At 72.5% G+C, this 11,993-nt stretch carries 16 protein-coding genes, 3 tRNA genes and 1 pseudogene; 12 read left to right on the plus strand and 8 right to left on the minus strand.

What is annotated here, in order from left to right; genetic code table 11:
* Positions 1 to 60 precede the first annotated feature (60 nt).
* From EAO76_RS46670 to htpX, 3 genes are all read left to right on the plus strand, one after another.
* A complete protein-coding gene (locus EAO76_RS46670) occupies positions 61 to 186 on the plus strand; it encodes a hypothetical protein (RefSeq protein ID WP_262375795.1) in 126 nt (41 codons plus the stop codon).
* Positions 187 to 310: 124 nt separating this feature from the next.
* Entirely contained in the window at positions 311 to 769 is a 459-nt protein-coding gene (gene mscL / locus EAO76_RS44850; protein ID WP_187438817.1) for a large conductance mechanosensitive channel protein MscL, read from the plus strand.
* A 246-nt stretch (positions 770 to 1,015) separates the two neighbouring features.
* Positions 1,016 to 1,879, plus strand: coding sequence for a zinc metalloprotease HtpX (gene htpX, locus EAO76_RS27695; protein WP_148838671.1), 864 nt, complete (start codon positions 1,016 to 1,018; stop codon positions 1,877 to 1,879).
* Between the two features lie 64 nt (positions 1,880 to 1,943).
* Here htpX and EAO76_RS27700 read toward each other — a convergent pair whose 3' ends face one another.
* From EAO76_RS27700 to EAO76_RS27715, 4 genes are all read right to left on the minus strand, one after another.
* A complete protein-coding gene (locus EAO76_RS27700) occupies positions 1,944 to 2,345 on the minus strand; it encodes a YccF domain-containing protein (RefSeq protein WP_148838672.1) in 402 nt (133 codons plus the stop codon).
* Between the two features lie 183 nt (positions 2,346 to 2,528).
* On the minus strand, positions 2,529 to 3,185 hold the full coding sequence (locus EAO76_RS27705; RefSeq protein WP_148838673.1) for an alpha-ketoglutarate-dependent dioxygenase AlkB: 657 nt from the start codon (positions 3,183 to 3,185) through the stop codon (positions 2,529 to 2,531).
* A 1-nt stretch (position 3,186) separates the two neighbouring features.
* Positions 3,187 to 3,690, minus strand: coding sequence for a methylated-DNA--[protein]-cysteine S-methyltransferase (locus tag EAO76_RS27710; protein ID WP_148838674.1), 504 nt, complete (start codon positions 3,688 to 3,690; stop codon positions 3,187 to 3,189).
* Positions 3,691 to 3,879: 189 nt separating this feature from the next.
* Positions 3,880 to 4,368, minus strand: a complete 489-nt coding sequence (locus EAO76_RS27715; protein WP_148838675.1) for a YajQ family cyclic di-GMP-binding protein — start codon at positions 4,366 to 4,368, stop codon at positions 3,880 to 3,882.
* A 214-nt stretch (positions 4,369 to 4,582) separates the two neighbouring features.
* On the opposite strand from EAO76_RS27715, the gene EAO76_RS27720 reads away from it, so the two are divergent.
* Both EAO76_RS27720 and EAO76_RS27725 read left to right on the plus strand, forming a co-directional pair.
* A tRNA-Tyr gene (locus EAO76_RS27720) sits at positions 4,583 to 4,664 on the plus strand.
* Positions 4,665 to 4,750: 86 nt separating this feature from the next.
* A complete protein-coding gene (locus EAO76_RS27725; RefSeq protein ID WP_148838676.1) occupies positions 4,751 to 5,200 on the plus strand; it encodes a DUF523 domain-containing protein in 450 nt (149 codons plus the stop codon).
* Positions 5,201 to 5,309: 109 nt separating this feature from the next.
* Here EAO76_RS27725 and EAO76_RS27730 read toward each other — a convergent pair whose 3' ends face one another.
* Positions 5,310 to 5,966 carry an SDR family oxidoreductase gene (locus EAO76_RS27730; protein WP_148838677.1) on the minus strand — a complete coding sequence of 219 codons (657 nt, stop codon included), beginning with the start codon at positions 5,964 to 5,966 and terminating at the stop codon, positions 5,310 to 5,312.
* A 34-nt stretch (positions 5,967 to 6,000) separates the two neighbouring features.
* Positions 6,001 to 7,290 carry an amidohydrolase family protein gene (locus EAO76_RS27735; protein WP_148838678.1) on the minus strand — a complete coding sequence of 430 codons (1,290 nt, stop codon included), beginning with the start codon at positions 7,288 to 7,290 and terminating at the stop codon, positions 6,001 to 6,003.
* Positions 7,291 to 7,616: 326 nt separating this feature from the next.
* On the opposite strand from EAO76_RS27735, the gene EAO76_RS27740 reads away from it, so the two are divergent.
* From EAO76_RS27740 to EAO76_RS27765, 6 genes are all read left to right on the plus strand, one after another.
* Positions 7,617 to 7,689, plus strand: a tRNA-Thr gene (locus EAO76_RS27740).
* 47 nt (positions 7,690 to 7,736) lie between these two features.
* Positions 7,737 to 7,809 (plus strand) — tRNA-Met (locus EAO76_RS27745).
* A gap of 89 nt (positions 7,810 to 7,898) precedes the next feature.
* Positions 7,899 to 8,063, plus strand: coding sequence for a 50S ribosomal protein L33 (gene rpmG, locus EAO76_RS27750; RefSeq protein ID WP_003956487.1), 165 nt, complete (start codon positions 7,899 to 7,901; stop codon positions 8,061 to 8,063).
* Positions 8,064 to 8,166: 103 nt separating this feature from the next.
* A complete protein-coding gene (locus EAO76_RS27755; protein ID WP_148838679.1) occupies positions 8,167 to 8,619 on the plus strand; it encodes a MaoC family dehydratase N-terminal domain-containing protein in 453 nt (150 codons plus the stop codon).
* Entirely contained in the window at positions 8,619 to 9,047 is a 429-nt protein-coding gene (locus EAO76_RS27760) for a MaoC family dehydratase (RefSeq protein ID WP_148838680.1), read from the plus strand. Before EAO76_RS27755 ends, EAO76_RS27760 begins: the two co-directional genes overlap by 1 nt.
* Before the next feature lie 124 nt (positions 9,048 to 9,171).
* Complete coding sequence (locus tag EAO76_RS27765) at positions 9,172 to 10,227, plus strand: UDP-N-acetylmuramate dehydrogenase (protein WP_148838681.1); 1,056 nt, start codon at positions 9,172 to 9,174, stop codon at positions 10,225 to 10,227.
* Between the two features lie 126 nt (positions 10,228 to 10,353).
* On the opposite strand, the gene EAO76_RS27770 is transcribed toward EAO76_RS27765, so the two are convergent.
* A complete protein-coding gene (locus EAO76_RS27770) occupies positions 10,354 to 10,989 on the minus strand; it encodes an NAD(P)-dependent oxidoreductase (protein ID WP_148838682.1) in 636 nt (211 codons plus the stop codon).
* 86 nt (positions 10,990 to 11,075) lie between these two features.
* Here EAO76_RS27770 and EAO76_RS27775 point away from each other — a divergent pair, with 86 nt between their 5' ends.
* A complete protein-coding gene (locus EAO76_RS27775; RefSeq protein ID WP_148838683.1) occupies positions 11,076 to 11,681 on the plus strand; it encodes a TetR/AcrR family transcriptional regulator in 606 nt (201 codons plus the stop codon).
* Positions 11,682 to 11,745: 64 nt separating this feature from the next.
* Here EAO76_RS27775 and EAO76_RS46675 read toward each other — a convergent pair.
* Positions 11,746 to 11,993: pseudogene (locus tag EAO76_RS46675) on the minus strand (TetR/AcrR family transcriptional regulator); the annotation flags it as partial.

Consider the following 11,993-nt stretch of genomic DNA (forward strand, 5'->3'; position numbering starts at 1 on the left):
CCATTCAGACCTGGTAGCCCATTCAGACCTGGTAGCGCCGCGCCTGTATCGGAGTACGAGATGCCGTCCCCGCTGTCCGCGGACCGCCCCGCCCCTCACCCGCCCGAGCACGATGCCGTGGCCGGCATCGTGCTCTCCGGCGCCCCGCAGACCGTTCTCAGGTTCGCCGCCGTCAGTCTCTTCTGACGCCCTCCCGACGCACCCGACTCTTCCGACTTACCGAAGATCGGTTTGCCCGGAAAGGCTCATACAGGGCATGGTCTTGCCCGCACATCCCCCCACCAGAGCCATTCCAAGAGGAGCGAGAGCAGTGCTGAACGGGTTCAAGGACTTCATCCTGCGCGGAAACATCATCTCCATGGCCATCGGTCTGGCCGTCGGAGCGGCGTTCACCGCAGTGGTCACCGGATTCAGCACGGCCTTCATCACCCCGCTGATCGGCCTCGCCACCGGGTCCGTCGGCGACTTCAGCTCGGCGCAGTTCTCGGTCGAGGGCGCCATCTTCCCGTACGGGAAGTTCCTCGCCGCCGCCATCGCGTTCCTGATCACCGCGGCAGTGCTCTACTTCGGCGTCGTCGTCCCCATGGCGAAGGTCCAGAGCCGCTTCACCAAGGCGGAGGAGAAGGTCGACATCAAGGCCGCCCTGCGCGACTGCCCCCGCTGCTACACCGAGATCCCAGCCATCGCCTCCCGCTGCGCCCACTGCACCAGCGAGGTCACGCCGGACCCCGAGGCCCTCGCGACCGCCGGGCTCCCCGCCCAGCGCTGAGACACCCCCTCCGGCACCGGGACGGCCCCCGGGCGTCCGGTGCCGGAGGGCGTACGCGCGGCCGGTGACCCGTACGGCCCAGCGCCCTCTCCGGCCCATGAACGCCGGACCGGCCCCGCCCCGCGGCGGTGCGGGCCGGGGAACCAGCTCCTCCCGCCTGGCGTTGACCTGTACGGGAGGCTCCACTGGGGGAGTGGAGACCACCGAGCAAAGGGTTCCCCTGCCGCACCACTTGGAGGGCGTACCGTGCACCGCCGGCACAACGGGCTGAGAACCGCCGTACTCCTCGGGGGCCTGTCCGCCCTCATCATCGTCATCGGAAGCTTCTTCGGGCGTACGGGCCTGATCGTCGCGGTCCTCGTGGCCGTCGGCACCAACGCCTACGCGTACTGGAACAGCGACAAGCTGGCGCTCAGGGCCATGCGGGCCCGGCCCGTCAGCGAGTTCGAGGCCCCGCAGCTCTACCGCATGGTCCGGGAGCTCTCCACGGCCGCCCGGCAGCCCATGCCCCGGCTCTACATCTCCCCGACGCAGGCACCCAACGCCTTCGCCACCGGCCGCAACCCGCGCAACGCGGCGGTCTGCTGCACCGAGGGCATCCTGCAGATCCTGGACGAGCGGGAGCTGCGCGGGGTGCTCGGCCACGAGCTGAGCCACGTCTACAACCGCGACATCCTGATCTCGTCCGTCGCCGGGGCGCTGGCCTCCGTCGTCATGTTCCTGGTCAACTTCGCCTGGCTGATCCCGGCGGGCCGGTCCAACGACAACGAGGGCCCCGGCTTCCTCGGCACGCTGCTGATCATGATCCTCGGCCCGATCGCCGCCTCCGTCATCCAGCTCGCCGTCAGCCGCTCCCGCGAGTACGAGGCGGACGCCTCCGGGGCCCAGCTGACCGGCGACCCGCTCGCCCTGGCCGGCGCCCTCCGCAAGCTCGACGCGGGCACGAAACGGCTTCCGCTGCCCCCCGAGCCGCGGATCGAGACCGCGAGCCACATGATGATCGCGAACCCGTTCCGGCCCGGACAGGGCATGTCCAAGCTGTTCTCGACCCACCCGCCGATGGCGGAACGGATCGCCAGACTGGAACAGATGGCGGGCCACCGCCCGTGACGGTGTTCGGCCGCTGCCCCCGGGGGCAGCGGCCGAACACCGTCACGGGCGGTGGGGGGAAGTCCTACCGGGCCCCGAAGGGCTCGTCGCTCGGGACCACCTCACGGCCCAGCGGCATGAGCGAGATGGGGATCAGCTTCAGGTTCGCCCAGCCGAAGGGGATGCCGATGATCGACACGAACAGCGGGATGCTGGTGAGCAGGTGCCCCAGCGCCAGCCACCATCCGGCGAAGACGAGCCAGATCACGTTGCCGACGCAGGAGGGCGCACCCGCGTCGGGCCGCTCCACGGTCGTCCGCCCGAACGGCCACAGCACGTAGCCCGCGATGCGCAGGGACGCGATGCCGAACGGGATCGTCACGATCAGCACGAAGCAGATGATCGCGGCGAGCAGGTACCCGAGGGCCATCCAGAATCCGCAGAACACCACCCACAGGATGTTCAGGATCAGCTGCAGGAGCTTCATGGTCACTCGCCTTCCACGGGTGTTGCCCGTCGTCGCTGTGCATCGTCAGTATCGGTCCCGGGCCCGCACGCCGCGACGAGACGGCGTCCGGGGCAAGACGCACCCGGGGGCCGTACGGTTGCCACGACCGTACGACCCCAAGATCACCACGCCCGGTCCGGCCCGGCACGGCGCGGTCCGGGATCAGGCCGGACCGGTCTCGCGCAGGGTCAGATTGAGCCGGCCGCGCGCCATCCCCGACTCGGGACCGCCCGTCCCCGGAAAGACCTTCGGCACGCCGTGGAACGCGAAACGCGACGGTCCGCCGAAGACGAACAGGTCGCCGGAGGCCAACTCCACGTCCCGGTAGGGCCGCGCGCGGTTCTCCGTGTTCCCGAAGCGGAAGACGCAGGTGTCGCCGATGCTGAGCGACACCACCGGGGCACCCGACCGCTCGTCCCTGTCCTGGTGCATGCCCATGCGCGCCGAACCGTCGTAGAAGTTGATGATCGCGGCGTCCGGCGCGTACGTCCCCACGGGGCTCCCGTCCCCGTACGCCGCCACCAGCGCCTCCCGGCCCAGCTCCGCCAGCCAGTCGGGGAACTCGGCCACCCGCGCGCCGTTCACGTCGTCGGCCGTGCGCGAATACCGGTACGGCTGCCAGTGCCGGCCCACACAGACCGTCCGCACCGACATCACCCCGCCGCCCGGCAGCACCGGACGCCGCAGCGGCACCGGACCGCGCGCCCACTCCCGGCAGGCCGCCACCAGCTCCCGGCAACGTTCCGGCGGGAGCCACTCCGGCACGTGCACGGCCCCCGGCGCGACGACGGTCCGCGGACGCGGGAAGAGCCCGGACACCTCAGCGCACCGCCAGGGCGCCTTCCAGCCCCAGGAGTCGCTCCTTGCGCTCCACGCCCGCCGCGTAGCCCCGCAGCGCCCCGTCGGCGCCGATCACCCGGTGGCAGGGCCGGACCACCAGCAGCGGATTGCGCCCGATCGCCGTCCCCACGGCCCGGACACCCGCGCCGGAGGCGCCGACCCGCTCGGCGATCTGCCCGTACGACACCGTCTCCCCGTACGGGACGGTGTCCAGCGCGGCCCACACCCGGCGCTGGAAGTCGGTGCCCGCGCCGTCCGCGTACACGATGTCGAAGCGGGTCAGCCGCCCCTCGAAGTACTCGCGCAGCTGCGCGGCCACGTCGGCGAAGGCGTCCGGCGCGTGGACCCAGCCGTCCCCGACGACCGCCGCGCCCTTCTGGCCGGGCAGCGAGAGCGAGGCGAGCGCGATCCCGCCGTCCGCGGTCTCCTCGCCGACCAGCAGCAGTTCGCCCAGCGGGCTGTCGACCGTCGCGTACATGGTCATGGCTCGTCCCTCTTTCCGCCCTCGGGCCGGAGCCCGGCCGGGGCGCCGTTCGACCCGGCCGCCCTCCGGCACGCACCAGTCTGCGTCGCCCGCCGCGCCGGGACCGGCGGTATTCGGACATCGCGCCCCGGAGGGAGGCGGGTGGAGCCGTCCACGGCTCCACCCCGAGCGACCGCGCGGACTGGCGGACTAGCGGTAGTTCACGAACTGGATCGCGAAGTCGAAGTCCTTGCCCTTCAGCAGCGCCTGCACGGCCTGCAGGTCGTCCCGGCTCTTCGAGCTGACCCGCAGCTCGTCGCCCTGGACCTGCGCCTTGACGCCCTTCGGGCCCTCGTCGCGGATGGCCTTCGCGACCTTCTTGGCGTTCTCCTGGGAGATGCCCTCCTCGATCGTGGCGAAGATCTTGTACTCCTTGCCGGACAGCTGCGGCTCACCGGCGTCCAGGGACTTCAGCGAGATGCCGCGCTTGATCAGCTTGGACTGGAAGATGTCGAGGATCGCCTTGACCCGCTCCTCGCCGTTCGCCTGCATCAGGATCTTCTCGCCGGACCAGGAGATCGAGGCGTCGGTGCCCTTGAAGTCGTAGCGCTGCGAGATCTCCTTGGAGGCCTGGTTGAGGGCGTTGTCGACCTCCTGCCGCTCGACCTTCGAGACGATGTCGAAACTGGAGTCGGCCATGACGTGTGGCTCCTTGTATCGGGGGTGCTGGAAACGGGATGCACAAACAGGCGGCGGCGGGCCTGTCCGCCCGGCCCCGCCGGTCAAAGCCTAGCCACCCGCGCCCGATCGGACCGCTGATCAATCCGGTGGCGTAGCACCCCCGGGCATCAGGTATCGTTTACGTCGTTGCCAGGGAGCACCGCGAAAAACGGTTCTCACAGCAGCAATTCCCGGCGGTGTGCCCGAGTGGCCAAAGGGAGCAGACTGTAAATCTGCCGGCTTCGCCTTCCCAGGTTCGAATCCTGGCGCCGCCACGGAACAAGGCCCCTGTCCCAGGACAGGGGCCTTCTTCGTTTCCCCGCGAGCCCCCGCGAAGGGGCGGACCACGAAGGGCGTGGACATGGAACCCGTACTGGTCAGTGCCTGCCTGCGCGGTGTGCCCTGTCGCTACGACGGCCGGGGCAGGGCGTCCGGAGCGGTGGCCGAGACGCTCGCCGGGCGCCGCCCCGTCGCCTTCTGCCCCGAGGTCGCCGCCGGACTGCCCACCCCGCGCCGCCCCGCGGAGATCGTCGGCGGCGACGGCCACGACGTGCTCGACGGCCGAGCCCGCGTCGTCGACGACACCGGGCACGACGTGACGGCGCAGTTCGTGGACGGCGCCGAACGCGCCCTGGAGGCCGCGCGCCGGGCCGGCTGCACGGAGGCGCTGCTGATGCCCCGCAGCCCGTCCTGCGGGTGCGGAACGCTCTACGACGGCACGTTCACGGGCACGCTCCGCGAGGGCGACGGCGTCACCGTCGCCCTGCTGGAGCGCCACGGCATCACGGTCCGCCCGGCACCGCGCGACTGAACCGGGCCGCCGGACCGGGCTTCCGGGCCGGTGCGCGGGAGCGTTTCGCGGGGCGGACGGCCCGGCGGACACGGGCCGCGGCGACGCCCGGCCGTCTCCCGGTCCCGGGTCAGTTCCCCGCGATGTCCTTCACCGCGACCGACACCGGCACGCTCCCCGAGATGAGCTCCAGCGTCAGCCCCGCCGTCGCCGGGGTGTCCAGCAGCTCCAGCAGCGCCACCGCCACGTCGTCGCGCGGCACCGGGCCGCGCCCGGTCGAGGCGGTCAGCAGGACCAGCCCCGTGCCCGCGTCGTTCGTCAGCATGCCGGGGCGCAGGATCGTCCAGTCGAGCGCTTCCCTGGAGCGCACGTACGCGTCCGCGGCGCCCTTCGCCCGCAGGTACACGTCGAAGACCTCGTCGCCCGGATGATCGGGGTCGGCGCCCATCGACGAGACCACGACAAAGCGCCGTACGCCCGCCAGTTGGGCCGCGTCCGCGAACAGCACCGCCGCCCCGCGGTCCACCGTCCCCTTGCGTTCCGCGCCGCTGCCCGGACCCGCGCCGGCCGCGAAGACCGCCGCGTCGGCGCCGCGCAGCACCTGCGCCGTCTCCTCCACGGAGGCCGATTCGAGATCCAGCACGACCGGCTCGGCACCCGCCGCCCGCAGGTCCCCGGCCTGCTCCGGGCTGCGGATGACGCCCACGGCCTCGTCCCCGCGCGCGGCGAGCAACCGCTCCAGCCGCAGCGCGATCCGACCATGTCCACCTGCGATGACAATGCGCATGCTCCCGACCGTACGCCGCACCGGCCGACCGCGCTCAGGGCCCGCCGCAGGGGCCGGGGTCGGATCTTCCCTGGCGGGGCAGGTCGAGGGCGACGACGGCCTCCGAGTCGCAGTACTCGCGCACCGCGCTCGTCCGCGCCACCACCCGGCCGCGGTGCACCACGATCCGGCTGTAGGCGAGCGAGAGCACGCCGGAGAGCTCCTCCCCGCGCACGGCGAGCAGCTCGGCCGGGAAACCCGCCTCGACCCTGACCTCGGGCAGCCCCATCGCCTTCCGCGCGACCGAGGACACCGCCCCGTACGCCTCGCCGGCCCGCAGCCCGTACTGCGAGGCCAGCAGGTAGGCGGCCTCCAACGGGTCGCCGCGCCCCACGGGGTTCGCGATGTCGCGCAGCGCCCCGCCGCCCGCCGCGACCCGCACCCCGGCCGCGCGCAGCAGCCGCACCGGCGCGGTGCCCGGTCCCTCCACCCCGCAGCAGCCGCCCTGCGGGAGGCAGACCACCGTCACACCGGCCGCGGCCAGCTGGTCGGCGATCCGGGCCGCGGCGTGCGAGGGAAGCCGGGAGATGCCCGCGCACGGGCCGATGGAGACACCGGGCCGCAGCCCGCCGGCCATGGCGGCGAGCCGGCCCAGCCGGGCGGGGTCGTCGCCGTCCGTGTGCAGGTCGACGGGGCGGTCCTGCTCGGCGGCGATCTCCAGGACGGTCTCGGTGTACCCGGCGGGGTCGGGATCGAGGTCGGGGCAGCCGCCGACCGCCCCGGCCCCCATCTTCACCGCGTCGCGCAGCAGGGCCAGGTTGTCGGCGCCCGCGACACCGGTGAGCAGCCGGGGCACGGCGACCGGGGTCAGATCGGCGAGCCCGCGCAGCGAGCGGCGCGCCTGCAGGACGGCCTCGAAGGCGGTGAGGCCCCGGACGTCCCCGATCCGTACGTGCGAGCGCAGCGCGGTCGCGCCGTGGCCGAGCTGGAGCAGGGCGGCCTCGGTGGCGCGGCGCCGGATGTCCTCGGGGCGGTGCGACACCGGTCCGGGGCCGCCGGGGCCCGCCCCGGCGGCGGTGAGCGCGGTGTCGCTGTGGGCGTGGGGTTCGGCGGGGGCGGGGAGCAGCAGGTAGCCGCGCAGATCCAGGCGCGGACCGGACGTGGCCAGACTGCCCGCGGTGCCGACGGCCTCGATGCGGCTGCCGCCGAGCCGTACGTCCACGACGCGGCCGTCGGTGAGACGGGCCCCGCAGAGCACCAGGGTGCCGGTCCCGGCCGCGGGGTCGGGGCCGTCGGCCGCGTCGGCGGGCTGGTCGTCCGGCTGCCGCGGTTGGCTGTCGGGCATCGCGCTCCTGAGAAATATGGGGACAAGATCACGCAGAGTGAGTCGAGCCTAGGGGCGTGTTCGGTCCGGTTCGAGGAGGAGCGAAATAGTCGTACCGGTGTGGCCGCAGGGGCACTTGGGGCGCGGGCGCACGGCCGGGGTGGTTGCGCACGGCGGGGCGACGGAGGTGCTGATCACGGCGCTGCCGGGTCGGTACGGAGCCGGCCGGCCGCGGAATCGAGGAGGGCCCGACGGGCGATCGGCGGGGCGTCGATCAAGGGCTCCGGCGGGGGTCCGGATACGGATTTGGGCGATCGGCGAATGACCGTGTAATGTCTTCATCGCTCGCCCCAATAGCTCAGTCGGTAGAGCGTCTCCATGGTAAGGAGAAGGTCTGCGGTTCGATTCCGCATTGGGGCTCTGGTGATCGGGAATCCCCGCTTCGGCGGGGGGACCTGTTTCATCAAAGCGGTGTAGCTCAGTCGGTAGAGCAAGCGGCTCATAATCGCTGTGTCACCGGTTCAAGTCCGGTCACCGCTACTTACGGTAGCCGATTGTGGGGTCGGTCCTTCGATCGGCTACTCTTTTTTGCGTTCATCCGTCCATCCGTCCGTCCAAGGAGCACTCACGTGGCTGCCACCGACGTCCGCCCGAAGATCACGCTGGCCTGCGTGGAGTGCAAGGAGCGGAACTACATCACCAAGAAGAACCGGCGCAACAACCCGGACCGTCTTGAGATGAAGAAGCACTGCCCGCGCTGCAACTCGCACACCGCGCACCGCGAAACGCGCTGAATCAGGCTCGTACACGAGGCCGCCCCCTAAGGGGGCGGCCTCGTGTCGTTGTATGAAGGCTGTACTTCGGCCTGTTCATCTTTCACCAGGAGGTAGCGAGCCCATGGCGCTCGACCAGTCCTTCGTCGGGCGGACCTATCCGCCCACCCCGCCGTACGAGGTCGGCCGGGAGAAGATCCGCGAGTTCGCCGAGGCGGTGGGCGACACGAATCCGGCGTACGTCGACCCCGAGGCCGCCAAGGCGCTCGGCCACAGCGATGTGATCGCGCCGCCGACGTTCGTCTTCTCCATCACCTTCAAGGCCGCCGGCCAGGTGATCCACGACCCGCAGCTGGGCCTGGACTACAGCCGTGTGGTGCACGGCGACCAGAAGTTCGCCTACGTGCGCCCCGTGCGGGCGGGGGACCGGCTGACGGTCACCTCGACGATCGAGGCCATCAAGTCCATGGCGGGCAACGACATCCTGGACGTCCGCGGCGAGGTCCACGACGAGTCCGGCGAGCACGTCGTGACCGCGTGGACGAAGCTGGTGGCGCGTGCCGCCGAGGAGGCGTGATGACGGCGAAGGTCGCATACGAGTCGGTCGAGGTCGGTACGGAGCTGCCGGCGCAGTCCTTCCCGGTGACCCGGGCGACGCTGGTGGAGTACGCGGGCGCCTCCGGCGACTTCAACCCGATCCACTGGAACGAGAAGTTCGCCCGTGAGGTCGGCCTGCCGGACGTCATCGCGCACGGCATGTTCACCATGGCCGAGGCGATCCGGGTCGTCACGGACTGGGCCGGCGACCCGGGCGCGGTCGTCGAGTACGGGGTGCGGTTCACCAAGCCGGTCGTCGTGCCGAACGACGACCGGGGCGCCCTGATCGAGGTCGGCGCCAAGGTCGGCGCCCTGCTGGACGACCGGCGGGTGCGGGTGGACCTGACGGTGACGAGCGAGGACAAGAAGGTGCTGGGCATGTCCCGCGCCGTGGTGCAGCTCGCCTGAGGCCGTACCGCGTGACGAGAGGTGAGGGACGCGGTCCGCGCAATCGCCGCCCGGATCGCGGTCCCACCCGTACGGTCCGGTGCCCCGCCCGAGCGGCGGGGCATTGGACCGTACTCTTGTCCCCGTGCAGGAACTCCATGACGCCCCCCTCGCCCCCCTGACCACCTTCCGGCTCGGCGGCCCGGCCACCCGCCTGATCACGGCGACGACCGACGCCGAGGTGATCGAAGCCGTGCGCGCGGCCGACGACGCCGGTACCCCGCTCCTGATCATCGGCGGCGGCAGCAACCTGGTCATCGGGGACAAGGGCTTCGAGGGCACCGCCCTGCGCATCGCGACCAAGGGCTTCGCCCTGGACGGCACGACCCTGGAGCTGGCCGCGGGCGAGGTCTGGAGCGATGCCGTGGCCCGCACCGTCGAGGCCGGTCTCGCGGGCATCGAGTGCCTGGCCGGCATCCCCGGCTCCGCGGGGGCGACGCCGATCCAGAACGTCGGCGCCTACGGGCAGGAGGTCTCCTCCACCATCACGGAGGTCGTCGCCCACGACCGACGCACCGGCGAGACGGTCACCATCCCGAACGCCGACTGCGCGTTCTCGTACCGGCACAGCCGTTTCAAGGCCGAACCCGACCGCTTCGTGGTGCTGCGGGTCCGGTTCGGGCTGGAGGACGCGGGCGGGCTGTCCGCGCCGCTGCGGTACGCCGAGACGGCCCGCGCCATGGGTGTCGAACAGGGCGACCGGGTGCCCGCCGCGGCCGCCCGCGAGACGGTGCTCGGACTCCGCGCAGGCAAGGGCATGGTGCTGGACCCCGAGGACCACGACACCTGGTCGGCCGGCTCCTTCTTCACCAACCCGATCCTGGAACAGGCCGCGTACGAGGCGTTCCTCGCCCGGGTCGAGGACCGGCTCGGCCCCGACGTGACGCCCCCCGCCTTCCCCGCGGACGGGGGACGCGTCAAGACCTCCGCGGCCTGGCTCATCGACCGGGCCGGTTTCACCAAGGGGTACGGCACGGGCCCGGCCCGCATCTCCACCAAGCACACCCTCGCCCTCACCAACCGCGGCGAGGCGACCACCGAGGACCTCCTCGCGCTCGCCCGCGAGGTCGTCGCCGGGGTCCACGAGGCGTTCGGCATCACGCTCGTCAACGAGCCCGTGACGGTCGGCGTGAGCCTGTAACCGGGCTCTTTTGTCACGCGGGCGTGGCGGGGCCCGCCACGCCCGCCGCCCGCCGTGCCGATCCCGGCGTGCTGTCTCCCGGGGCCTCGCGCAGGTGCGGGGCCGGTGCGCCGTCGCCGCGCCGGATCAGTACGCCACTCCCACGCCCTGCTTCACCGTCGCCGGGTCGTCGATCAGCGCCAGCATCGCGTGCGCCACGTCGGCCCGGGAGAGCGTCCGGCCGCTGCGCGGGAAGCCGCCGACGACCGTGCGGTACCTCCCGGTCCGCGGCCCGTCGGTCAGCTTCGGCGGCCGCACCGACGTCCAGTCCGTCGCGCTGCGGGCCAGCGCGGCCTCCATCAGCGTCAGGTCCGCGTAGACCTCCTTCAGGACCGCCCCGATCCCCTTGCGGACCAGCCGGTCCAGCAGCGGGTCGTCGGCCGGCCGGGGGCCGACCGGGGCCGCGCTGACCACCAGCAGCCGCCGCGTCCCCGCCGCCTCCATCGCGGCCAGCACCGAGCCGGTGAGCCGTTCGGCGACGCCGTCCGCCCTCCGGGTGCGCGAGCCGAGGGCGGAGAGCACCGCGTCCCGGCCCGCGACCGCCTCGCGCAGCGCCTCCGGGTCGTCCAGCCGCGCCACCGCGCACACCTGGACGTCGGAGAGCGGCACGGGCAGTCCCGCCGGATCGCGGACCACCGCCGTCACCTCGTGCCCCGCCGCCACCGCCTGGCGCACGATCTGCTGCCCCACACCGCCCGTCGCGCCGAACACCGTGATCCTCATTGCGCACCCTCCCGGGGTGAGTAAGTATTCACTTACCCATAGGGTGAGTGGGCACTCACCACCTCGTCAAGCCCTCGGGAGAGCACATGGAGCAGAAGCCGGCCCGCGTCCGGATCGTCGACGCCGCCCACCAGCTGATGCTCACCATCGGCCTGGCCCGCGCCACGACCAAGGAGATCGCCCGCGCGGCCGGCTGCTCGGAGGCCGCGCTCTACAAGCACTTCGCGAGCAAGGAGGAGCTGTTCGTGACCGTGCTCAAGGAGCGGCTGCCCCGGCTGGACCCGCTGCTGAAGCGGCTCCTGGTCTCCCCGGGGGCGGGAGGGCGGACCGTCGAGGAGAACCTCACCGAGGTCGCCCGCCAGGCCGCCCTCTTCTACGAGCAGAGCTTCCCGATCGCCGCCTCGCTGTACGCCGACCCCCGGCTCAAGGAGCGTCACAACGAGGCGATGCGGGAGCTCGGCACCGGCCCGCACATGCCCATCCGGGGCCTGGACGCCTATCTGCGCTCCGAGCGGGCCGCCGGACGGGTACGGGCCGACGCGGACACGTACGCGGCCGCGTCGCTGCTGATCGGGGCCTGCGCGCAGCGGGCGTTCGCCTACGAGGCCATGGCGGGCGGGGAGCCCCCGCAGCCCCTCGACGAGTTCGCCGCGTCCCTGGCCCGGGTGCTGRTGCGCGGCGTCGGGGCGTAGGCGGGGAGAAGCGTTTCCCCGGCCGGGAGGGGCGACGGGCCGGGGCGGCGGCCCCTCCGGCCGCCCCGCCCGCCATGGCCTCGTAGGCGAACGCCCGCTGCGCGCAGGCCCCGATCAGCAGCGACGCGGACACGTACGCGGACGCGGACACGTACCCGTCCGGCGGCCCGCTCGGAGCGCAGATAGGCGTCCAGGCCCCGGATGGGCATGTGCGGGCCGGTGCCGAGCTCCCGCATCGCCTCGTTGTGACGCTCCTTGAGCCGGGGGTCGGCGTACAGCGAGGCGGCGATCGGGAAGCTCTGCTCGTAGAAG

The sequence above is a fragment of the Streptomyces sp. sk2.1 genome (genome assembly GCF_008120935.1).
Classification (GTDB): Bacteria; Actinomycetota; Actinomycetes; order Streptomycetales; family Streptomycetaceae; genus Streptomyces.

Excerpts from the sequence above, each read along its gene's own strand:
- EAO76_RS46670 (WP_262375795.1), top strand. The coding sequence starts at position 61 with ATGCCGTCCCCGCTGTCCGCGGACCGCCCCGCCCCTCACCCGCCCGAG.
- EAO76_RS27700 (WP_148838672.1), bottom strand. The coding sequence starts at position 2,345 with ATGAAGCTCCTGCAGCTGATCCTGAACATCCTGTGGGTGGTGTTCTGC.
- EAO76_RS27730 (WP_148838677.1), bottom strand. The coding sequence starts at position 5,966 with ATGCGCATTGTCATCGCAGGTGGACATGGTCGGATCGCGCTGCGGCTG.
- EAO76_RS27735 (WP_148838678.1), bottom strand. The coding sequence starts at position 7,290 with ATGCCCGACAGCCAACCGCGGCAGCCGGACGACCAGCCCGCCGACGCG.
- EAO76_RS27710 (WP_148838674.1), bottom strand. The coding sequence starts at position 3,690 with ATGACCATGTACGCGACGGTCGACAGCCCGCTGGGCGAACTGCTGCTG.
- EAO76_RS27760 (WP_148838680.1), top strand. The coding sequence starts at position 8,619 with ATGACGGCGAAGGTCGCATACGAGTCGGTCGAGGTCGGTACGGAGCTG.
- EAO76_RS27770 (WP_148838682.1), bottom strand. The coding sequence starts at position 10,989 with ATGAGGATCACGGTGTTCGGCGCGACGGGCGGTGTGGGGCAGCAGATC.
- EAO76_RS27725 (WP_148838676.1), top strand. The coding sequence starts at position 4,751 with ATGGAACCCGTACTGGTCAGTGCCTGCCTGCGCGGTGTGCCCTGTCGC.
- EAO76_RS27715 (WP_148838675.1), bottom strand. The coding sequence starts at position 4,368 with ATGGCCGACTCCAGTTTCGACATCGTCTCGAAGGTCGAGCGGCAGGAG.
- EAO76_RS27755 (WP_148838679.1), top strand. The coding sequence starts at position 8,167 with ATGGCGCTCGACCAGTCCTTCGTCGGGCGGACCTATCCGCCCACCCCG.